This window comes from Amycolatopsis balhimycina FH 1894, from assembly GCF_000384295.1.
Lineage (GTDB): Bacteria > Actinomycetota > Actinomycetes > Mycobacteriales > Pseudonocardiaceae > Amycolatopsis > Amycolatopsis balhimycina.
Genome location: NZ_KB913037.1, coordinates 5118177 through 5139523 on the forward strand (window position 1 = coordinate 5118177; position 21347 = coordinate 5139523).

The 21347-nt window shown below is 71.4% G+C and carries 20 protein-coding genes; 11 read left to right on the forward strand and 9 right to left on the reverse strand.

The annotated features are described in order from the left end of the window. Positions 1-11: 11 nt before the first annotated feature. Both A3CE_RS0122890 and A3CE_RS0122895 read right to left on the reverse strand, forming a co-directional pair. A complete protein-coding gene (locus A3CE_RS0122890; protein ID WP_020642449.1) occupies positions 12-659 on the reverse strand; it encodes a hypothetical protein in 648 nt (215 codons plus the stop codon). A gap of 59 nt (positions 660-718) precedes the next feature. Beyond that, on the reverse strand, positions 719-2242 hold the full coding sequence (locus A3CE_RS0122895; RefSeq protein WP_185839798.1) for a dynamin family protein: 1524 nt from the start codon (positions 2240-2242) through the stop codon (positions 719-721). Between the two features lie 193 nt (positions 2243-2435). Here A3CE_RS0122895 and A3CE_RS0122900 point away from each other — a divergent pair, with 193 nt between their 5' ends. Next, positions 2436-3617, forward strand: coding sequence for a sensor histidine kinase (locus A3CE_RS0122900; RefSeq protein ID WP_425387613.1), 1182 nt, complete (start codon positions 2436-2438; stop codon positions 3615-3617). Continuing rightward, positions 3614-4270: a response regulator gene (locus A3CE_RS0122905; RefSeq protein ID WP_020642452.1), complete on the forward strand. Its 657-nt coding sequence runs from the start codon at positions 3614-3616 to the stop codon at positions 4268-4270. Before A3CE_RS0122900 ends, A3CE_RS0122905 begins: the two co-directional genes overlap by 4 nt. Before the next feature lie 4 nt (positions 4271-4274). On the opposite strand, the gene A3CE_RS0122910 is transcribed toward A3CE_RS0122905, so the two are convergent. The 3 genes from A3CE_RS0122910 to A3CE_RS0122920 all read right to left on the reverse strand — a co-directional run bounded on the left by A3CE_RS0122910 (position 4275) and on the right by A3CE_RS0122920 (position 6826). Beyond that, complete coding sequence (locus tag A3CE_RS0122910) at positions 4275-5174, reverse strand: endonuclease domain-containing protein (RefSeq protein ID WP_125591664.1); 900 nt, start codon at positions 5172-5174, stop codon at positions 4275-4277. 156 nt (positions 5175-5330) lie between these two features. After that, positions 5331-6242 carry an SDR family NAD(P)-dependent oxidoreductase gene (locus A3CE_RS0122915; RefSeq protein ID WP_020642454.1) on the reverse strand — a complete coding sequence of 304 codons (912 nt, stop codon included), beginning with the start codon at positions 6240-6242 and terminating at the stop codon, positions 5331-5333. Continuing rightward, positions 6239-6826, reverse strand: a complete 588-nt coding sequence (locus A3CE_RS0122920) for a TetR/AcrR family transcriptional regulator (RefSeq protein WP_020642455.1) — start codon at positions 6824-6826, stop codon at positions 6239-6241. The genes A3CE_RS0122915 and A3CE_RS0122920 overlap by 4 nt, the downstream gene beginning before the upstream one ends. Before the next feature lie 197 nt (positions 6827-7023). On the opposite strand from A3CE_RS0122920, the gene A3CE_RS0122925 reads away from it, so the two are divergent. The 6 genes from A3CE_RS0122925 to trmB all read left to right on the forward strand — a co-directional run bounded on the left by A3CE_RS0122925 (position 7024) and on the right by trmB (position 11936). Continuing rightward, entirely contained in the window at positions 7024-7962 is a 939-nt protein-coding gene (locus tag A3CE_RS0122925; RefSeq protein ID WP_020642456.1) for an ABC transporter ATP-binding protein, read from the forward strand. Positions 7963-7979: 17 nt separating this feature from the next. Next, positions 7980-8729 carry an ABC transporter permease gene (locus tag A3CE_RS0122930; protein WP_020642457.1) on the forward strand — a complete coding sequence of 250 codons (750 nt, stop codon included), beginning with the start codon at positions 7980-7982 and terminating at the stop codon, positions 8727-8729. Between the two features lie 99 nt (positions 8730-8828). Continuing rightward, positions 8829-9746 carry an ABC transporter ATP-binding protein gene (locus A3CE_RS0122935; RefSeq protein WP_020642458.1) on the forward strand — a complete coding sequence of 306 codons (918 nt, stop codon included), beginning with the start codon at positions 8829-8831 and terminating at the stop codon, positions 9744-9746. After that, positions 9743-10498 carry an ABC transporter permease gene (locus A3CE_RS0122940; protein ID WP_020642459.1) on the forward strand — a complete coding sequence of 252 codons (756 nt, stop codon included), beginning with the start codon at positions 9743-9745 and terminating at the stop codon, positions 10496-10498. The genes A3CE_RS0122935 and A3CE_RS0122940 overlap by 4 nt, the downstream gene beginning before the upstream one ends. A 178-nt stretch (positions 10499-10676) precedes the next feature. After that, positions 10677-11228 (forward strand): hypothetical protein, encoded by a 552-nt coding sequence (locus tag A3CE_RS0122945; RefSeq protein ID WP_020642460.1) that lies wholly within the window; start codon positions 10677-10679, stop codon positions 11226-11228. 72 nt (positions 11229-11300) lie between these two features. Continuing rightward, a complete protein-coding gene (gene trmB / locus A3CE_RS0122950; RefSeq protein ID WP_376741603.1) occupies positions 11301-11936 on the forward strand; it encodes a tRNA (guanosine(46)-N7)-methyltransferase TrmB in 636 nt (211 codons plus the stop codon). Positions 11937-12028: 92 nt separating this feature from the next. Here trmB and A3CE_RS0122955 read toward each other — a convergent pair whose 3' ends face one another. Both A3CE_RS0122955 and A3CE_RS0122960 read right to left on the reverse strand, forming a co-directional pair. Beyond that, the gene (locus tag A3CE_RS0122955; RefSeq protein ID WP_020642462.1) at positions 12029-14278 is read right to left on the reverse strand and encodes an ABC transporter permease; all 2250 of its coding nucleotides are present in this window, start codon (positions 14276-14278) and stop codon (positions 12029-12031) included. After that, on the reverse strand, positions 14275-14976 hold the full coding sequence (locus A3CE_RS0122960) for an ABC transporter ATP-binding protein (RefSeq protein WP_020642463.1): 702 nt from the start codon (positions 14974-14976) through the stop codon (positions 14275-14277). Before A3CE_RS0122960 ends, A3CE_RS0122955 begins: the two co-directional genes overlap by 4 nt. 173 nt (positions 14977-15149) lie before the next feature. Here A3CE_RS0122960 and A3CE_RS0122965 point away from each other — a divergent pair, with 173 nt between their 5' ends. The 3 genes from A3CE_RS0122965 to A3CE_RS0122975 are packed head-to-tail and all read left to right on the forward strand — an operon-like array spanning position 15150 to position 18957. Then, complete coding sequence (locus A3CE_RS0122965; protein WP_020642464.1) at positions 15150-16979, forward strand: sensor histidine kinase; 1830 nt, start codon at positions 15150-15152, stop codon at positions 16977-16979. After that, the gene (locus tag A3CE_RS0122970) at positions 16976-17626 is read left to right on the forward strand and encodes a response regulator (RefSeq protein WP_020642465.1); all 651 of its coding nucleotides are present in this window, start codon (positions 16976-16978) and stop codon (positions 17624-17626) included. The genes A3CE_RS0122965 and A3CE_RS0122970 overlap by 4 nt, the downstream gene beginning before the upstream one ends. Before the next feature lie 23 nt (positions 17627-17649). After that, positions 17650-18957 carry an amidohydrolase family protein gene (locus A3CE_RS0122975; RefSeq protein ID WP_020642466.1) on the forward strand — a complete coding sequence of 436 codons (1308 nt, stop codon included), beginning with the start codon at positions 17650-17652 and terminating at the stop codon, positions 18955-18957. An 8-nt stretch (positions 18958-18965) separates the two neighbouring features. Here the strand turns inward: A3CE_RS0122975 and A3CE_RS0122980 are convergent, their stop codons facing one another. Then, positions 18966-19643, reverse strand: coding sequence for an SDR family oxidoreductase (locus A3CE_RS0122980; protein WP_020642467.1), 678 nt, complete (start codon positions 19641-19643; stop codon positions 18966-18968). Then, the gene (locus tag A3CE_RS0122985; protein WP_020642468.1) at positions 19640-21271 is read right to left on the reverse strand and encodes a DUF7850 domain-containing protein; all 1632 of its coding nucleotides are present in this window, start codon (positions 21269-21271) and stop codon (positions 19640-19642) included. Before A3CE_RS0122985 ends, A3CE_RS0122980 begins: the two co-directional genes overlap by 4 nt. Between the last annotated feature and the right edge of the window lie 76 nt (positions 21272-21347).

Here is a 21347-nt window from a genome sequence, read left to right on the forward strand (position 1 = left end):
GGAGGCCGGCGTCAGACCAGCTGGTCGATCACCTTGCGGAGGACCGCCTCCAGGCCGGGGCCGTCCTCGGCGAGCCGGGACGAGACGAGCAGCTGGTCCTCGGCCGTGCGCAGCCAGATCGAGCCCGCGACCGAGATCTCGATGACGTTCAGGCGGAACGGGTAGGCGTGCCGCCCCTGCCGCACCTCGGCCTCGCGGACCAGCTGCCTGAGCCGCTCACTGGCCACGATCTGGCGCCGGTAGAAGCCGGGCGCCCACGGGGTGCTGCCCGCCGGTTCACCCGCGCCGCGCAGGGCGGGCCCGCGAGCGTTGGCGAAGTGGCGGGCCGCCGCGGGCCCGAAGAAGTCGATCGCCTGCCGCATCGCCGAGCCCTGGGTGAGCGCCGGCCTGCCGTAGCGGTTGCGCGGGCTGCGCGGGTCCGGGTCCTCGCGGTTGCGGAGGAAGGCCAGCAGGTCGACCCACCAGTCGGCCCACTGCTCCTGGACGGCCGCGCGGTCGATCGCGGCCGGGATGTGCACCGGGACCTGCGGCTCGACCGGCGGCAGCACCTGTCCTTCGGAAACGGACAGGGCCAGGGCGTCACGGATGTACAGCGCGACGTCGACCTCGGTCTCGCTGCCCCAACCCGCCCGCCAGGACGTCGTGTATTCCCGTTGCACGTTTCCACAGTACGCGGGAAAACGCGGCTACCAGGGAAAGTCGGCACGGAGCGACAAACTCACCCCTGCGGGTCGCGGACCTGTTGCCAGAGCAGGAAGTACGCCCGGTGGACGACGTGCGCGACGCGGCCCTGCGCCGGCGTCGCGCCGAAGGACGCGAAGGACCGCCACCAGCCCGCCCGTTCGAGGGCGTGCGCGGCCAGCTCCTGGCGCGGGGCGCCGGGCTTGCCGAGCTGGGCACCGAGGTCGGCGTTGCTGCCCACCCGCAGGACCTCTTCGGTGAGGTCCTCCGGCATGTCGACCGCGCCGGAGGCGACCAGCGTCAGGGCTTCGAGCAGCCGCAGCTGGTGAGCCTCGGGCTTGGCGAGCAGGACCTCGATGGCGTCGTGGACGCGCTGGCGCTCGCCAGGGTCGGCCGAGGCGTGCGCGAGCGCGGTGACCGAGGCGAGGGCGGCGGCTGCCTTGATGCCGTCGGCGCGGGCGGCGAACACCACCGCCAGCCGCTGCCGCACCGCTTCCAGGCCCGACGCGTCGAGCAGCGAACGCCGCAGCGCGCCCGCGGTGATCTCCGGTTCCTTGCGGACGACCTCGACGGCGTGGGAGATGCCGAAGAGATCGAGCTTCTCCAGCAGCCGCAGCCGCGTGCCCGCCGGGACGTCGCACTCCCAGCTCGTGAAGATGTCGGCCGAGATCAGCATGGTCTGCAGGACGTCGTCGTCGAGCTCGGCGAGCTGCCGCAGGGCCTCGGCGTCGGCGGCGGTGAACCCGCCGGACTCGGCGGATTCGGCGATCAGCCCGATGACCGGCAGCACGTCGGCGACGCGCGGCTTCAACGTCGACGCCTGCTTCTCGGCGAGCAGGGTCGCCGCCTGCCAGATGTCGCCGCCGGAGCCTTCGACGGACTCCGGTGCGATGGTGTCGGCCTTGTTCAGCACGGCGATCGCGTTGACCGGGCCCGCCTCACGGCTCGCCGTGGCCGCGGTGAACGCGGCGAGGGCCTGCTGGTCGTCGGCCCGGACGCCCTGGGTGACGACGTACAAGACGGCTTCGGCGCCGGCGACGGCGTTGCGCGAGGTGTCGTCGAGCGCGTCCGAGCCCTCTTCGTCGTCCTCTTCTTTGCGGTGTTTCGCCGCGCCCAGCAGCTGCTCGGTGCGGGACACCGAAGCGGCGTCGAGCGAGCCGAGGCCCGGGGTGTCGATCACCGTCATGCCCTGGAGGACGGCGTTGGTCAGGTACGCCTCGATGTGCGACACCTTGTCGATGTCGACGCCCAGCTCGGCCGGGATCATCCCGTCGGCGGCGAAGGGCAGCACCTGCTTGCGGCCGTCGGTGAAGACGATCTCGACGCGGTCCACCGTGCCGTACTGGAACCGGGTCACCAGCCGCGTGCACTCACCGATGTCGGTCGGCGCGACCCGGCGCCCGATCAACGCGTTGACCAGCGTCGACTTGCCCGACTTGATCCGGCCGGCGACGGCCACCTGCAGCGGCGCGCCGAGCCGGCGCAGCACCTCGGCGAACCCGGCGGCGGTGCGCGCGGAGACCTGCGGCTGCAGGCGGTGACACAGGTTGGCCACCGACATCGACAGTGGACCCGCGAGCCGGCCCTGCTCCGGTGACGTCACGGCCCCCTGCCCCTCCCCGGTCGTACGAGAACAACCCCTGAATCGTGCCATGCACCTCATCCCCAGGTCTCACCGAAGGTGCTACCGACGACCGACGCGCGGGCTTCGCCGCTCGACCTAGTGTTGTGTGGTGCGACGGCTGAGTCTCTGGATGCGTGCCCACCCCATGGCGGGCGACACGGTGCTGGCCGTCCTGCTCGGTTTGTTCGACATGCTGCTGTTCGCCGCGGACGGTCTCTCCGAGATCGCCACGCTGCCCCCCTGGTACATCGCCGTGCCGGTGGACATCGCGATGGTGGTGCCGCTGGTGTTCCGGCGGAGGTCGCCGCTGTGGTCGGCCTACGTCGTGCTGGTGATCAGCATCGTGCACGGGACGCTGGAACTGGGCGTCGCCAGCATCGCCGGGCTGGCGATGAGCATCTACTCGGTCGTCGTCTACGCGGGGCGGCGGCAGGGGCTGGTGTACGTCGGCGCGGTCGTGGCCGGCTCGGCCTTGATGCTGGCGCTGGGCCCGTCGGACGAGCTCGTCATCTCGGCGGTGTTCCTCGCGTTCGGGATCGCCCTGTGCTGGACCCTCGGCGAATTCGTCGGAGCCCGGCGCGCCTACGACGTGGAAGTGGAGGCCAGGTTGCACCTGCTCGAGACCGAACGGGACCAGGCCACCCGGATCGCGGTGGCCGAGGAGCGCGGGCGGATCGCGCGCGAACTGCACGACGTCGTCGCGCACGCGGTGAGCGTCATGGTCGTGCAGGCCGACGGCGCGTCGTACGCGATCCAGAGCAACCCCGAGCTCGCGCAACGGGCCCTGCAAACGATTTCCGAGACCGGCCGCGGCGCCCTCGGCGAGCTGCGGCGCCTGCTGGACGTGCTCCGCAGCGACGACGCGGACGGCGAGCCCCGGGTACCGCAGCCGGACGCGCACGCCCTCGCCGAGCTGGCCGACCGGATGCGCACCGCCGGGGTGCCGGTGGAGCTGGAGCTCGGCGAGCTCGGCGACCTGCCGGCCGGCGTCTCGCTGGGGATCTACCGGATCGTGCAGGAGTCGCTGACCAACACGCTCAAGCACGCCGGGCGCGGCGCGACCGCGGCGGTGCGGGTGCAGCGCACCGGCGACCTGGTGGAGGTGCTGGTGTCCGACGACGGCGCCGGCCGCGTCCCGCAGCTGACCCCGGCCGGCGGGCGGCGTGACCCGCGGCTCTCGGTGCCGGGCGGCAACGGCCTGATCGGCATGCGCGAACGCGCGCACGTGTACGGCGGGACCCTCGACGTGGGCCCGGCTCCCGGTGGTGGATGGCAGGTCCGTGCGGCCCTGCCGGTTAGGTTGGACAAGTGATCCGTGTGGTGGTCGTCGACGACCAGGAACTGATGCGCGTCGGCTTCCGGATGGTGCTGGGCGCCCAGGCCGACCTCGACGTCGTCGGCGAAGCGGGCGACGGCGCCCAGGCGATCAAGCTGGCCGAGGAGCTGCGCCCCGACGTCGTGCTGATGGACGTCCGGATGCCGGTGCTCGACGGCGTCGAGGCGACCAAGCAGATCGTCGCCGCCGGCACCGCGCGGGTGCTCGTGATGACGACGTTCGACCTCGACGAGTACGTCTACGCGGCACTGCAGGGCGGGGCGAGCGGGTTCCTGCTCAAGGACACCCAGCCCGACCACCTGGTGTCGGCGCTGCGCGCGGTCGCCTCGGGCGACGCGGTCGTGTCGCCGTCGGTCACCCGGCGGCTCCTCGACCGGTTCGTCGGCACGGGCGGCTCGCCGATGCGCGACACCGCCGAGCTGGACGTCCTGACCGACCGCGAGCGCGAAGTGCTCGTGCTGATCGCGAAGGGCATGTCGAACCTGGAGATCGCGGAGGCGCTGTTCCTGTCCGAAGCGACGGTGAAGACGCACGTCGGGCGGATCCTGGCGAAGCTGGAGCTGCGGGACCGGGTGCAGGCGGTGGTGCTGGCCTACGAAACCGGCCTCGCCCGCCCCGGCCTCGGCTAGCGTCTCAAGCGGCACTTTCACGTGAAAGTGCCGCTCGGACGGACTCGACGACGGCCTTCGGTGCCCCGTAAAGCTCGGCTTTAGTGACGATCACGAAGCGCCAGCCCAGTGCGCGGATCGCTTGCCGACGGCCCTCATCGCGCTGGGGCTGGATGCCATCCCGATGCCAGTCACCGTCGTATTCCACGGCGAGCTTCTGCTCGGGAAAGGCCAGGTCCAACCGGCCCACGAAGGCACCTCGTTCATCGACGACCGAAACCTGAAGATCGGGTTCCAGGCCTGCAACCGTAAGCCAGACCCGTAGCTCGGACTCGGGGATGCTTTCCGCGCGGGGATCAGCGAGCCGGAAGGCTCTCTTCGCGCGAACGATCCCGTTGTCACGGCGGCCTTTCAGGTAATCCGCCAGCTCTGAAGCAGCCACTTCCCCAGCCCGGAGCAAAGCGTCCAGGTAGCCGGTGACCCTTGGAAGCGAACGATGAAGCTTCGTGTTGGTCAGGATGTCGAGGGTGAGCCGCAGCGAAGAGGCCAGGCGGATTTCCTGCCACGGCTCGCTGTCGATTCGCCCCCGGCTGGTCCGCCGGATGTGCACCCCGTCTTGCAGGGCGAACAGCAGCCTTTCGGGCAGGACGAACTCGACCGGTTCCTGCGCGCCCACCAGCTCTATACCGCGGACGGCCGCGGCCGAGCACCCGGTGAGAACCGCACCGTCCGGCGCGAGCAGCGCAGCCGCTTTACACCGCAGGACATGCGTGACTGGGACCGTCGAAGCCACATAGACGTTGCGAAAGAGCCTGGTGAAGAGTGGGGAGCGCAGGGCCCGTTCCGTAACCGCGCCCGTGACCATGGCGTGGCTGCCCAGGAACGGCTCAGCGAACTCGACGAGGTCGGCAGAGGTGAACGACACGACCCGAGCGTGCCGCACGACCGGTCACCACTCGCCATTTCAAGATCAACTATCGACCAGTTGTCCACAACGCTCGAAGTTGTCCACAGCCCGCCACTTTCACGTGAAAGTGGCGGGCCCAGGACGTAGCTTTCACGTGAAAGTGGCGCTTTGGAGTTAGCGGAAGTCGTCCGGCGGGGTCGTCGCCGGGTCCTTGCCCGCGTGCCGGACTTCGGTGAGCCAGCGGCCGAAGTTCGGGCGGTCGCCGTCGACGTCGGTGTAGCCGTACTCCTTCATCAGCGTCCACGACGCCAGCGTCTGCCCGGCGAAACGCGCGACCTCCGGGTCCTGCGCCAGGGCCGCGACGCCGCGGGCCAGCAGGTACGGCGTCTCGGAGATCTTGAAGTCGACCGGGGCGAGCTTGCCGACCGCGTCGCGCCAGGTGTCCTCGGTGACCTCGAAGTGGTCCAGCATCGACTCCGAGCGCAGGAACCCCGGCGTGACGGCGAGGCCGACGCAGTCGTTCTTCTTCAGCTCGACGCCGAGGGCCCGGCCGAGCGCGCGGATGCCGCACTTCGCCAGGTAGTAGGGGAGGCCCGCGCCGACGTAGTCGTCGTTGTCGCCGTCGGTCACCTCCAGGACGAGGCCGTGGCGGGCGACCACCAGCGGCAGGAGCTTGTGCAGCGCGATGAGGTGCGTGTCGAGCGCGTTGTGCGTCAGGTCGAGCGCGTCCTGCAGCGGCGTCTCCCAGAAGGGCGCGTCGAAGTGGAAGTACATGTCGCCGCCCCAGACGTCGTCGACCAGGATGTCGATTCCGTCCACTTCGGACTCGATGCGGGCCTTGAGTGCGTCCACATCGGACACCGAGGTGAAGTCGCAGCGGACCACGACGGCCTTGCCGCCGGCCGCCTCGACCAGTTCGCCCGTCTCTTCGATCGTCTCCGGGCGCTTCATCGGCGACACCGTTTCGCGCGTCGTGCGGCCGGTGACGTACACCGTCGCGCCCGCGCGGCCCAGCTCCACCGCGATCGCCCTGCCGCAGCCCCGGGTCGCCCCGGTGACCACCGCTACTTTGCCCTTCGAGCTCATGTTTCCTCCCGTCCCCGCCACGCGGCCAGCACCGCATCGACGTCCTCCGCCAGCCGGTCGGCCAGCCGCCCGTGCGGCCGGATCGACCAGTCGATCGACACCCCGTTGATCACACCGAGCACCGCACGGGCCGCCCGCGGCACGCTCGGGGCGTGCGGCAACGACGGCGCCGCGGCCCGCACGAGCCGCCGCAGTTCCTCTTCGACCGCCGTGAAGTGCTCGCCCAGCAGCGCCCGCAGCACCGGGTCGCCGATGTCCACGCCGAGCTGGCCCAGGTGGTTCGCCGCCTCTTCGGCGTCACCGAGGACCGCGTAGACCGACACCGCCGCGGCGCGCAGGCCGTCGACCGGGTCGTCCGCCCGCCCGGCGCACTCCCGCATCAGCTCGACCGCCCGCCGCGTGGCCCGCCGGCTCATGGCCTGCAGCAGGCCGCTCTTCGAGCCGAACCGCTGCGCGACCGTGCCGACCGAGACGCCCGCTTCCGAAGCCACCTGCGCCAGCGTGAAACCGGGGCCACAGCGGCCGATCACGGTCTCCGCCGCACCCAGCAACCGCTCGTCGGTGATGCTCCTCGGCCGGGCCACGCCATTATTGAACCACAGTTCATTAATGGGCGCGAATCAGGGTCGCCTCAGGGTCATCACGGATCGCGCATCGGCCGAAGAGCCAGCAAGGTACTACTCAGGTAGGGGGCACGGTTCGGTCCACAGGGTGACGCGCGAACCGGCTCCGACCCGCGACGATGAACGCGTCGTAAGCGAGGGGCGGAAGAGGAGCAGTCATGATCGAGGCAACCGGCCTCACCAAAAGGTACGGAAAAACGCTGGCGGTGAACAACCTGTCGTTCTCCGTGGCCGCGGGCCAGGTCACCGGCTTCCTCGGCCCGAACGGGGCGGGCAAGTCCACGACCATGCGCATGATCCTGGGCCTGGATAACCCGACGGGCGGCCAGGTCACCATCGGGGGCAAGAAGTACCACGACCTCAAGGAGCCGCTGCGCACCGTCGGCGCGCTGCTCGACGCGAAGTGGGTGCACCCCAACCGTTCGGCGCGCGCCCACCTGCAGTGGATGGCGAAGTCCAACCGCATCCCCGACGCCCGCGTCGACGAGGTCCTCGAGACGGTCGGCCTGACCAGCGTCGCGGGCAAGCGCGCCGGCGGGTTCTCGCTCGGCATGTCGCAGCGGCTCGGCATCGCGGCCGCCCTGCTCGGCGACCCCGAGGTGCTGCTCTTCGACGAACCGGTGAACGGCCTGGACCCCGAGGGCATCCTCTGGATCCGGAAGTTCATGCACCGGCTGGCCGAGGAAGGCCGCACGGTGTTCGTGTCGAGCCACCTGCTTTCGGAGATGGCGCTGACCGCGAGCAACCTCGTGGTGATCGGCCGGGGGAAGCTGATCTCACAGTCGTCCACCGAAGACTTCGTCTCCCGCGCGGCGGAGAACACGGTCAAGGTGCGCTCGCCGCAGCTGGCCGAGCTCCGCGACGCCCTGCAGCGCGCCAGCGCGGGGGTCACCGGGGACGAGAAGGCGCTCGTGGTGTCCGGGATGGACAGCGACAAGATCGGCGAGATCGCCGCCGCGAACCGGATCGTGCTGCACGAGCTGAGCCCGCAGACCGGCTCGCTCGAGCAGGCCTTCATGCAGATCACCGGCGACTCCGTCGAGTACCACACCGGCCTCGACGCCGAGGCGCAGCACGTACTCGAGTCCGCCAAGTAACCGGGGAAACCAAGATCATGAACCTGCTCGCCGTGGAACGCATCAAGCTGTTCTCCACTCGTTCGCCGTGGTGGTGCGCGCTCATCACCCTGGCCCTGACCATCGGCTTCGCCGCGATCATCGCCGGCGCGACGCCGTCCGAAGACCGGCTCACGATGTCCGCCACCCAGTTCGGCGGCTCCCAGTTCGGCATCGCCGTCGTCATGGTGCTCGCCGCGCTCGCGGTGACCACCGAATACCGCTTCAACACCATCCGCACGACGTTCCAGGCCGTGCCGCACCGCTCGCCGGCGCTGGTCGCCAAGGCGGTCGTCGTCGCGCTGGTGGCCCTCGTGATCGGCGAGATCGCCGCGTTCGGCGCCCTCGGCCTCGGCATGCTGATGCGGCCGAACGACGGCCTCGGCCTGCACACCACGCAGGACTGGCTGAACGTCGCCGGGCTCGGGCCGGTGTTCGCGATCGCCGCCGTGCTCGCCGTCGCGCTCGGGATCCTCATCCGGCACAGCGCCGGGGCGATCGCCCTGCTGCTCATCTACTACTTGGCCGTGGAAGAGCTGGTGCAGCTGATCCCGAAGATCGGGCACCACATCCACGAATGGCTGCCGTTCAACGTGGCGAACAAGTTCCTGCGCGGCTCGGCGGTCGTCGACGGCCCGCCGCCGTCGGACTCGCCGCTGAGCCCGGGCTGGGCGCTGGCCTACTTCGCCGGCATCGCCATCGTGTTCCTGCTCGTCGCGCTCGGGGTCGCGAAGAAGCGGGACGCCTGAGGGGTAACAGGGGAAAACACCGAATCCGGGTCGCGCTGTCGGGGGGCGACCCGGATTCGGTGTTTCGCAGTAGGCTCCCCTCGACGGACGGGGGAGCCCATGATCGAAGCGACCGCACTGACCAAGAGGTACGGCGCCACGACCGCGGTCAACGAGCTGACGTTCACCGCGCGGTCCGGGCGCGTCACCGGGTTCCTCGGCCCGAACGGCGCCGGCAAGTCCACGACGATGCGGCTGATCCTCGGCCTCGACACACCCGACGCGGGCACGGTCCTCGTCGATGGCGTCCCGTACCGGCAGCTGAAAGATCCACTGAGGACGGTAGGCGCGATGCTGGACGCCACCTGGCGCCACCCCGGCCGCAGCGGACGCGAGCACCTGCGCTGGCTGGCCGCGACCAACGGCATTCCGGACAAGCGCGTCGAAGAGGTGCTGGCGCTGGTCGGGCTGACGAGCGTCGCCAAGAACCGCGTCCTGCAGTACTCACTCGGCATGCAGCAACGGCTCGGGATCGCCGCGGCGATGCTGGGCGACCCGCGCGTGCTGCTGTTCGACGAACCGGTGAACGGCCTCGACCCCGAGGGCATGGCCTGGATCCGGCAGCTCCTGCACACGCTGGCCGCCGAGGGCCGGACCGTGTTCGTCTCCAGCCACCTGCTGCCGGAGATGGCGCAGACCGCGCAGGACCTCGTCGTCATCGGCCGGGGCCGGCTGATCTACCAGGGCACGATGCACGACTTCGTCGCGCAGACGAGCGAACACGGCGTCCGCGTGCGCACGCCCCACCCGGCCGAGCTGCGCGCCGCACTGACCGGCCAGGCCGAGTTCACCGAGGCGGGCGGCGCCTTCGTCGTGTCCGGATTGGACAGTGACCGGATCGGGCAGCTCGCCTTCGACGCCGGCGCGACGCTGCACGAGCTGAGCCCGGTCACCGGCTCGCTCGAGCAGGCCTACCTCGACCTCACCCGCGACGCCGTCGAGTTCCCCGCCGCGTCTTCCCCGGAGGCCTCCCGATGATCGCCCACCTCCTCCGCGCCGAACGCATCAAGCTGTTCAGCACCCGCGCGCCGTGGTGGTGCCTGGCCATCGCGCTCGTCGCCCCACTGGGCTTCACCCTGCTGTTCTTCGCGCTGGCCGGGCCGGAGATCCCGGCGACCGTCGGGAACACCCAGCTCGCCAGCGGCAACGGCCGGACCGTGCTGCTCGTCCTCGCGGTGCTCGCGACCGCGTCGGAGTTCAACTGGGGCACCATGCGGCTGACGTTCCAGGCGGTGCCGAGCCGGGTGCCCGCGCTGGTGGCGAAGGTGGTGGTCGTCGGCGCCGTCGGCACCGTGCTCGGCCTGGTCGTCGGCTTCGGCTCGTGGGGCCTGGCGTCGCTGGTGCAGCCGGACGCCGATCTCGCGCTGCACTCGGCCGCGGCTTGGCGTTCGGTGCTCGGACAGAGCCTGGTGTTCCTGTTCACCGCGGTGGCCGGGGTCGGCGTCGCGCTTCTGCTCCGCAGTGTCGCCTTCGCGCTGACGATCGTCCTCGTGTGGACGCAGGTGCTGGAAGGCGTGCTGGTCTTCATCCCGGGCGTCGGCAAGCACATCTACCAGTGGATGCCGTTCCACGCCGCCGACGAGTTCGTCGGCGCGGCCGGCTTCTCCACCGGCCCGCTGCAGCTGCCGTCCGCGCCGCTCGGGCCGTGGGGCTACCTCGGTTACTTCGCGGCGATCTGCGTTGCCCTGTTCGTGGCCGGCGTGCTCGTCACGGCACGACGCGACGCCTGAGCGTGACGGTCGTCTCAATACCCCAAAAAAACTGTGTTAACAAAAGATGAAACAACTGTGGCTTCCCTCACAGCCGCCGGACATACTGCTATGACCAGGCAAGATTCATAAGAGAGCGCACCGGAACCGTCTGAACTCCCGCTGGAGGTGATCCTTGACGGTGGACACCGGGCAAGAATTGGGTGGCACGATTCCCCGAGCCCGCGTCGAAGACGACGCGCCCCGGCTCGAACCGATGTTGGACCTGGAGTGGTCGCGGGCGATCGAGCTCCCGCAGGCCGCCATGACGGCGGCGACGCCGTCCGAACTCCGCCGGGCGTGGGTGCACCGCGCGCCCCAAGACAGCGTCCTGGCCCTGTTCCGCGCTTCGGCCGGGATGGCGGGACAGATCCCCGCGCCGTGGTGGCTGCGCGCGATGGCGGACGGCAAGCTCGATTCCCGGGAACAGGGTTTCCGCGTCGAGGACCGGATCGCGCAACTGCTCGGCAGGCGCCCGGGGTGGGAATTCGTCCCGTGGGCCGCGGACGGCGAATCCGGCTACTGGGAGTTCATGCCGTCCGAACGCGGGAAATCGGGGCACGCGATTCCCACCACGGTGATGAACACCGACCGGCACCCGGGCTGGATCGACGTCCTGCCCGCGCACACCGGGCCGACTCCGGACCCGATCCCGGTCGCCGGGCTGGCCGGGCTGCGATCTCGTCTCGGGGTGTTCGAAGCCGTTCGTTAACCTCGGTTCGTGGAAAATGAGGGCGAACGTCGGCTTCGCAGCGTGGTCAGTTACGTCAAACGCGGTGGCCGGATGACCGTCGGGCAGCAGCGCGCGTGGGACGAACTGTGGCCCGGGCTGGGCCGCACGGTCGGCGAGCTGCCCGCCGGGAAGCTGGACTTCACCGCGTGGTTCGGCCGCGAGGCGCCGGTCATGGTCGAGATCGGCTCCGGCATGGGCGAAACGACCTCGCAGCTGGCCGCCGCGGCGCCGGAGCTGAACTACGTCGCGGTCGAGGTCTACGACCCGGGCCTCGGCCAGCTGATGCTGCGCGCCGAAAAGCTCGGCGTCGAGAACCTCCGGTTGCTGCACGGCGACGCCATCGTGCTGCTGACCGAACACGTCGAGCCGGACTCGCTGCACGGCGTCCGCCTGTTCTTCCCCGACCCGTGGCCGAAGAAGAAGCACCACAAGCGGCGGATCGTGTCGCCGTCGTTCGCCGCGCTGGTGGCGTCGCGGCTCGCGCCGGGCGGCACCTTCCACATGGCGACTGACTGGGAGAACTACGCCGAGCAGATGCTCGAGGTCTGTTCCGCGGAGCCGGCACTGCGGAACCGGTACGACGGCTGGGCGCCGCGGCCGGAGTGGCGGCCGGTGACCAAGTTCGAGCAGCGCGCGGACGTCGAGGGCCGCGTCTCGCACGACCTCATCTTCGAAAAGCGGTCGTGAGTGCGTAACAGTGTTCTAACACTGTTACGCACTCACGACCTCCCTCTGTACCCCCGGTGTTCGCCCCTCCCCCGACCAGAGGGGCGAACGCCTTATTCGTCGGCCAGCGGTTCGGCCTGGACCCGCTTGAGCGCCGGCGTGCAGACCGACGCGCCCAGCAGGGCCACCCCGACTCCGAGCACCACCGGCGCCAGGAGCCACGGGCTGAGCACGATGCCCCGCGCGTCGACCAAGCTGTAGAGCCCAACGCCGACCAGTACCCCGACGATTCCCGCCCCGATGGTGGCGACCAGCGCGGGCAGCGCGGCTTCCATCCGCAACGCCCTCGCCAGCACCCGCACCGGGGTGCCCGCGGCCATCAGCGCCCCGAAGGTGCGGCGGCGGTCCATCACCGAACCCGCGGTCGCGACCGCGGCGCTGCAGCCGGCCAGGATCCCCGCCGCGATCAGCCCGATCACCGTGACCCGGCGCAGGTCACCGAGCTCGGTCTGCTGGTTGACCAGGTACTGGTCCCGGCTGCCGACCTCCGCGCCCGCCGCCGGTCCGGCCAGGGCCGTCCGGACGATCTCGCGGTTCGCGTCGGTGGTCGGCGCGACGACGGTGAAGTCCTTCATCGCGACGCCGTCCGGCAGGGCGGCGGGGTCGATGACGAACGTGCCGGACAGGTCGGAGTCCGGGTAGTGGACGGCTTCCACCCGCGTTCCCGACTTCGCGGCCACCGCCTCCCCCTCCCAGTTGGTGGCGAACTTGTACTGCGCCAGGTCGAGCGCCGAGTCGCCGAAGACGGCCGGACCGCCGGTGCAGTTCGCCTGCGTGAGCCCGAAGCGGGTCAGCTTGACGGCGTCCGCGCAGGTCATCACCAGCGCGCGGTGGCCGTAGCGGTTGGGAACCTGGCCCCGCACCAGGTAGACCTCGCCGACGGCGACCGCCTTCTCGGACTGGCCGTACTTCTGCAGGGCCGCGTTGGCCTGGTCGACGATCTTGCTCGCGTGCGGGGCATCGGCGTCGACGTAGAACACGGAGCCGGAGAAGGACCGCCCGCCACCGGCCATCGATTCGAACGTCGGCAGCAGCGTCAGCGCCATCGACCCGGTGAACACCGCGAGCACGATCCCGGCGGACGCCCGGTAGGCACCCTTCGGGTCGTCACGCAGGCGACGGCCGGCGAGCAGCGCGGACGGGCGGCGCCAGATCCGGACGAACGTGCCGCCGACCGCCGACGTCACCCACGGCCCGACGATCGCGGCCGAGCCGACCAGCAGGCACAGGCCCGCCATGACCAGCCCGATGCCGCCGCTGTCGGAGTCCTTCGCCGTCGTCACCGCGACGAGGAAGAACAGCCCGGCCGCGGGCAGCGCCAGCAACCGCCACCAGTGCAACGGCTTCTTCGTGTGGCCGCCGGTCGCGAACAGCGGGTTCTTGAGCACGCGGCGCAGGCCGAGCACACCGGCCAGCACCACGAGCACCGGGATGGCCAGGACGATGAACACCGTCAGGCCGATCGGCAGCGCGAAGTCGGACGCGAGCCAGGTGCCGCCGGCCCACGGCACGAACGACGCCAGGCCGCGCAACGCCGGGCTGATCAGCAGGCCGAGAACCGCGCCGATGCCGGCCGACAAGGTCGTCTCGGCGGCCACCATGTTCGTGACCTGCCCCGGCGTCGCGCCGGCCAGGCGGATCGCGGCGAGCCGCCGTTCCCGCCGGGCCGCGGTCAGCCGGGCCGACGACGCGACCAGCACCAGGCTCGGCACCAGCAGCACGATGATCCCGACCCAGGACAGCAGCGTGAGCAGGGGGTCCGGGCTCGCCTTCCCGCCGGGGAAGGCGGCCACCTGGGAGGCGTTCTCGGGCATCGCGTCCGGCGTGTGCCCGGTGAGCGCGACGAGCTGCTCCGGGAAGCGCAGGCCGTCCTCGCCGATGGCGCCGACGGGCTTGCCGAACCGGTCGGCGAGCTGCCCGCCCGGGTGGGCCTGCAGCAGCCGGCCGAGCGCGGGCGACACGACGGTCTCGCCCGGCCCCGGCAGCTGCGGGACACCGGCGGGCAGCGGGATCCCGGCCGCGCCCGGCGTCAGCGCGACGTCGACCCGGATGATCTGCCGGCCGTCGAAGTAGTCCTTCGAGCTGGCGTAAACCATTTTGACCGGGCCGTCGGAGCCGCGGCTGAAGAAGTGTTCGCCCTGCCAGAGGGCCCGCTGCTCGCGGTGCTGGGTGGCGAACGGCAGCGTCGCCAGCAGCAGCACCAGCCCGGTCGCGACGGCCACCCCGATCGCGGTGAGGACCGCCGACGTCCGGGTCCGCCGGTCGACCCTCAGCACCCGCAGGGCGATCTGGAGGGAGTTCACGCCGCCAGCCTCGTCGCGATCAGGCCGTCGCGGATGGCGACGGTCTTCGGCATCGACTCGGCCAGCTCACGGTCGTGGGTCACCACGATCACCGCGGCGCCGGTCTCGTGGGCGGCGCCGAGCAGGGCGTCCATCGTCTCGCGGCCGGTGCGCGTGTCGAGCGCGCCGGTCGGCTCGTCGGCGAAGATCACCTTCGGCCGGTGGGTCAGCGCCCGCGCGATCGCGACGCGCTGGGCCTCGCCGCCGGACAGCTCACCGGGACGGCGGCGTTCCTTGCCGGCCAGGCCGAGCCGCGAAAGCCAGACACGGCCGGCCTCGATGGCCTCCTTGCGGCCCAGCCCGGCCAGCAGCGACGGCAGCGCGACGTTCTCCTCGGCCGAGAGTTCCGCGACGAGCATCCCCGACTGGAAGACGAACCCGAACTCGGTGCGCCGCAGCTCGCTGCGCTTCTTCTCGCCGAGGTGGTCGATCCGCTGGCCGGCCAGGAAGATCTGCCCGTCGTCGGCCCGGAGGATGCCGGCCAGGACGTGCAGCAGCGACGTCTTGCCCGAGCCGGACGGCCCGACGATGGCGACGGCGTCCCGCGGCTGGATGTCGATGTCGATGCCGGCCAAGGCGTACTGCGCGCCGTAGCGCTTGACCAGCCCGCGGCCGGACAGCACCGAGCCGTTCGTCGCTTGTGGAGTGTTCGGGTCCACGAGGTTCTCCCTGTCGGTTCGGATCTTGGTGCCGATGAGCTTCGCCGAGATCGGGGATGTCCACTTCGGGCAGAAGGCCGGTCACGCACCGGCCGGCATCGGCCGATCGGCCGAGGGAGCGCGAGCCACTCGGCCAAGGGTGCGGGCGCGGGGGAATCACGTAACGTCACGTTGTGCCCGCCGCGCCCCCTTCGAAGTTGCTCTCCACCCGTGCCACCGAACTGGTGCGGCGCGTCGGCGTGCCCTCGGCCGTCCTGTACGCCGCATTGCTGTTCGACCTCATCTACACAACGCAGGCGGCGCTCGACGACGCCGGCCCGCGCTTCGTCGACTTCGGGCTCCTCCCCGGCATCTTCGCGATGGTCGCCTGCGCGCTCTGGGCGCAGAAACGCGCCGCCGTCGCGGCCGCGGCCGGTGCGGTCGTCCTCGTGTTCTCCACCCTCTTCGTCCACACGTTCCACATCCCCGCGTACTCCAGCGTGCTGCCGAAGGTGTCCATCACCGAAGTCGTGGCCGGCGTGCAGATGACCTACTACGCCGCCCGCCGCGCGCGGGCCGGGGTCGCGTTCTGCGTGATCGGCGCTCTGGTCGCCGGGGGGCTCGTCGCGGTCTTCGGCCGGTACCGGGGCGTCAACGACATCGACGGCGGCACGACCTACCAGGCCCTGCTGTTCGGCGTGCTGCTGCTCGCCGGTGCGGTGGTGCCCGCCATCGCGGTCCGCGACCGCGGTCCGAAGGCCGATCCGCGGACGCGCAAGCTGCGCTGGGTGAACGAGCTGGCGAGGGGGCAGTGGCCCCTGATCGGCCTGCTCGCCTTCGCCCTGCTCTTCGAGTTCGGCTACACGTACTCGAACAGCGTCCTCGGGTTCCCGATCCTGTTCTGCTCGCTCGTCGCGGCCGTCATCGCGGTGCTGTCGCCACGGCGGCCCGCGGACGCGGTCCTCGGCATCGCCGGGATCCTGCTGCTGTCGGCGGTCATCACGCCGTTCCTGCACCTGCGCAGCTCGTACCCGATGCCGGGTGGCGTGCCGTTCGTGCAGGTCATCGCCGGGATGGGCGTGGTGGTGAACCTGACCCGCGCCCGCGGGCTGAGCCGGGAGTGGCTGCGGATCAGCGTGCTGTCGGCGGTCGTCGCGCTCGGCGCGATCGTCAACTCGAACCAGCCCACCGGGCACCTGCAGACCGACCCCCAGACCTTGTCCATCCTGGCCTTCGCCGCGGCGCTGATGCTCGGCATCTCGATCGCCGTCGGCCTGATGCTGCGGTCGCGGGACTCCGAACGGACCACCGTCGTCCAGTCCGCGGTGAGCGAGGCGCAGACCGCCGAGCGGATGGCGCTGGCCCGCGAGCTGCACGACGTCGTCGCCCACCACGTCACCGGGATCGTCGTGCAGGCGCAGGCCGCCCGGCTGATGGCCGAACGGAACCCGCAGGTGGCGGTCGAGGCGATGGGCCGCATCGAGAACGCCGGCGTCGAAGCGCTCGCGGCGATGCGGCGGCTGGTCCGCTCGATGCGCGGCGACGCACCGGCCGGGTCGAGCGAGTTCAGCGAACAGGCCACCACCGACCTCGGCGCCGACCTGCGGAAGCTGGTCGAGAGCGCCAACCACGGCGTGCCGACGTCGATGCACCTCGACCTGCCGCCGGACCTGCCGCACGAGGTCGGCCGCTCGGCGCTGCGGCTGGTGCAGGAGTCGCTGACGAACGTCGGCAAGCACGCCTCCGACGCGACCGAGGCGTTCGTCGTAGCCGAAGTGACCGTGTCCGATGCCGCCTCCGCGGGAGGGAGTGCGTCGGCGGGCGGCGAACTGCACCTGCGGGTGACGGACAACGGCCGCGCGACGGTACGCCGTCCGGCCGGGGGATCGGGCGGCTACGGTCTGATCGGCATGCGCGAACGCGTCGCGCTGCTCAAGGGACGGCTGTCGGCCGGGCGCGGCCCGGACGGTGGCTGGCGGGTCGAAGCGTGGCTGCCGCTGGCCGCCGGGGAAGGGGACGAGTGATCCGGGTACTGATCGCCGACGACCAGGAGATGGTGCGGATGGGCTTCCGCATGATCCTCGAGTCCCACGACGACATCGAGGTCGTCGCGGACGTCCCGGACGGCGTCTCGGCGGTGTCGAAGGCCCGCGAACTGCGCCCGGACGTCTGCCTGCTCGACATCCGCATGCCCGGCCTCGACGGGCTGGAGGTGACCCGGCAGCTGGCCGGCCCGGACGTGGCCGACCCGCTGAAGGTCGTCGTGGTCACGACGTTCGACCTCGACGAATACGTGTACACGGCGTTGCGCAACGGCGCGTCCGGGTTCCTGCTGAAGGACGCGGGCCCGGCACTGCTGATCGAGGCCGTGCGCGCGGCCGAGCGCGGTGACGCGCTCGTCTCGCCGCAGATCACCGTCCGGCTGCTCAAGCACTTCGACGGCAGTTCGGTCAAGGCGCGGCCCGCCCCGCCGTCCGAACCGCTGACCGCGCGCGAGATGGACGTCGTCAAGGAGGTGGCGCGCGGGCTGACGAACACCGAGATCGGCGCGGAGCTGTTCCTGTCGTTGTCGACGGTGAAGACGCACCTGGCGTCGGTGCAGGGAAAGATCGGCGCGCGGAACCGGGTGGAGACCGCGGCGTGGGCGTGGCGGAACGGGGTCGTCTCGTAATTCCGTGTGCGTAGTATCCAGAGATGCAACGCCGTTTCCACGCCCCTGTCGTTCTCCCGGCCGACCCGTCCTGTTCGCTCCTCCGTGACGCGGTCGTCGATGTCGACGCCGATGGGCGCATTTCGTACTGCGGACCGGCGGCCACCGCCCCCGGGTCCGCCGCACCGGTCACCACCCTGACCGGCATCCTGCTGCCCGGCCTGGTCAACACGCACGCGCACAGCCCGATGACGCTGCTGCGCGGCATGGGCGGCGACCTGCCGCTGCTGCCGTGGCTCAACGAGATCATCTGGCCGGCCGAGGCGAAGCTGCGGGCCGACGACGTCCGCACCGGCATGCTGCTCGGCTCGGTGGAGATGCTGCGCCACGGCGTGACGACGAGCGCGGAGATGTACTTCGAAGGCGAGCAGCTGGTCGACGCGGTGCTCACGACCGGCGGCCGCGTGCTGGTCGCGCCGCCGGTGATGGAGCTGCCGGGGCTCGACTGGCGGGCGCAGCTGAAGGCGATCGAGCGCTGGATCGACACGGACGGCCTGCGCTTCGGCCCCGGCGACCGCATCGAGCTCGGTTACGGCCCGCACTCGGCGTACATGCTCTCTTCGGAAGGGCTGCGGGCGACCGCGGAGTCGGCCCGGTCGCGCGGCGCGCTGGTCCAGATCCACATCGCCGAGGCGGCCGCGGAGGACACCGCGGTCCGTGCCTCGCACGGTTCGGTGCCGGCGTTTCTCCAGGAGCTCGGCGTGCTGGACGGCCGCGTGCTGGCGGCGCACGCGATCCACCTGTCGGATGCGGACATCGCGCTCTTCGCGGCACACGGCGTCGGCATGGCGCACTGCCCGGGTTCGAACGCGAAGCTGGCCTCGGGCATCGCGCGGATCGCGGACCTGCGTGCGGCGGGCGTGGCGGTCGGCCTCGGCACCGACGGTCCGGCCTCCAACGACGACATCGACCTGTGGGAGGAACTCCAGCTGGCGGCGATGTTCGCCCGGCTGGCCACCGGCGACTCGACGGTGTTGACGGCGGCGGACGTGTTCTTGCTGGCCACCCGAGGTGGGGCGGCGGCTCTGGGCCGCGCCGACATCGGGGCGATCGAGGCCGGCCGCTGGGCGGACCTGGTGCACGTCGACCTGGACGACCCGGCGTTCGCGTGCGGCCTGGACGTCCCGGACGTGCAGCTGCTGTCGAACCTCGTGTGGGCGGCCGGGTCGCGCCGGGTCCGGGACGTGTGGGTCGCGGGCGAGCAGGTCGTGGCGGACGGGGAGTCGCTGAAGGTGGACCGGGCGAAGGTCCAGGCCGGAGTGGCCGAGACCGCGGCCCGGCTCCGGGCCTAGCGACCTGCTTAACGCGGGCGCAGGATCACTTCCGTCTGGTGGGCGTCCGGGGTGGCCGAGATCGCTGTCACCACCGCCGTCGCCACCGAGTCCGCTTTCAGCAGGTGTGCTGTGTCGTACTCGCGGCCTTCGCCGGCGAAGATCTCCTGCTGCATCTCCGTGTCCGTGCGGCCCGGGTAGACCGAGGTCACGCGGAGGTCCGGTTCCTCTTCGCGCAGGGCGTCGGCGAAGGCGCGGACCGCGAACTTGCTCGCCGCGTACGGGGACCAGCCCGGGCGGGCGTTCCGGCCCGCTCCCGAGTTGATCACCACCACGTGGCCGCGGGCCGTGCGCAGGGCCGGGAGCAGCAGGCGGGTCAGCTCGACCACTGCCAGGGTGTTGACCTCGAAGTTGTCGCGCCACGCCGACGCGGAAGCGTCCTCGATGCGGCCCAGGCGTGCCACGCCCGCCGAGTGGACCAGCACGTCCAACGACGAGATGTCCGCGACCGCCGAAGCGAGCGAAGCCGGATCCGTCAGCTCCACCGGCCACGGCTTCGCGCCCGGGAGCTCCTTGGCCAGCGCGGCCAGCGCGTCGGCGTCGCGGCCGCCGAGCAGCAGGCGGTGGGTCGGGGCGAGCTGGTGGGCGACCGCCGCGCCGATGCCGCGCGACGCACCGGTCACCAGGGCGAGGGGAAGATCCGTCATGCCCCCACCGTAACGGCGAACCCGGCGTCCACCGTGCGGTCCTCGCGCTTGCCCTGGCCGAGCTGCCGGACGTCGGTGCAGCCCGTCGCCGGGTCCGCGTCCGAGTCGGCCGCGTCGTCGGCCGCGTCCTTCGGCACCAGGTGCTCGCCCGGCGGCGGCGTGAAGCACACCTGGTACCCGCCGTCCTCCAAGCCGTCGAACGCGTACGCGCCGTCGTCGCCCGTGGCGACGCTCGCCACCTCCGTGGCGCCGTTCTTCAGTGTCACCTTGACGCCCGCGAGGCCGGGCTCGCCCGGGTCCTGCCGTCCGTTCCCGTCGGTGTCCGCCCAGGCGAAGTCGCCGATCCGGTTCGTCGGCGGTGCCAGCCCGAGGTCCACCGTGAAGTCCTCCCGCCCCTTGCCGCCCAGGGTCCGGGGCGCGGCGCAGCCGTCGGCGCCCGCGTCGGAGTCCTTGTCGTCGCTGCCCGCGTCCTCGCGCGTCACGGCGAAGCCTTCCGGGAAGCCGTCGAAGCAGACCTGGTACGTGCCGTCCTTGAGCTTCTCGAAGCCGTACTTGCCCTTGTCGTCGGTCGTCGTGGTGCCGACCGTGCCGCCCGCGCCGTCCTTCAGCGTCACCTTGACGCCCGCGACGCCGGGCTCGCCCGGGTCCTGCAGCCCGTCGCGGTTGCGGTCCGCCCAGGCGAAGTCGCCGATCTTCGCGATCGACGGCGGGGGCAGGACGGTGATCGTCGCCGACGCCGTCTTGTCGCCGAGCGTGCCGCTCACGTAGTGCACGCCGGTGACCTTCGCCGTGTTGACGTGCCCGGTGTCGGCCACCGTGAGGTCCGGGTGGTCGCAGGTCAGCTGCCGGTTCGCGCCCGCGGCCAGCCCGAACGGCCCGAACGGCTCGGCGCACCACGGGTCCCGCACCGTGATCCCGGTCAGGTCCTGCGTGCCCTCGTTGGTCACGGTGACGCGGTAGTGCGCGGTCTCGCCCGCGGTCACCGTCGCGAACGGGCCCCACGCGCCGGTCGCCGGGTTCCGCACTTCCTTCTTCACCGAGTACGCCGCGAGCTGGAGGTCGACGCAGTCCCAGCGCAGCCGGTCGAGGCTGGTCGTGGCGAAGAACTTCACCGCGGTCGCCTTCGCCGGCGCGGTCGCCGCCGGGAAGTCCTGCTGTTCAAGCTGCCCGTCGCCGGCGTAGTGGCCGGCGACCAGCTTGGTCTCCTGCACCTGGGCGCCCGTCGCGTCGAAGAACCGCAGGCCGGTGGCCGGTTCGTACTTCGGCGCGTGCGAAGCGGTCCAGACACTGAGCGTGTAGACGCCGCCGGGGACGAACCGCTCGGTCTGGGAGGCGGTGCTGGTCTTGCCGTCCGGCGTCTGGATGACCGCCGACCGCTGCCCGTCGACGGCGTACGCCTGCTCGGTCAGCAGCTTCGGCGCCTTCGCGGCCGGTGTCCCGGGCGGGACCGGCGCGGCCGGGGTGAACACGTACCCGTCCGGGGCGCCGTTGCGCGCGGTGAGCTCGACGCTCGGATTCGGCGCGAGCCCGCCGCAGCCCGGCGGCGCATCCGCGGACGCGGACGCGGGCACCGCCGCACCCGCGATCGCCACCGCCACCACCACCGTCGCCCGCGCCGAGAAGATCACCTCTCGACTATGACGCGCGGCACGGGCCCGCACCGGCCGAGAACCGTCCACTTAAGAGTGAACCTCGGCCGGGCGG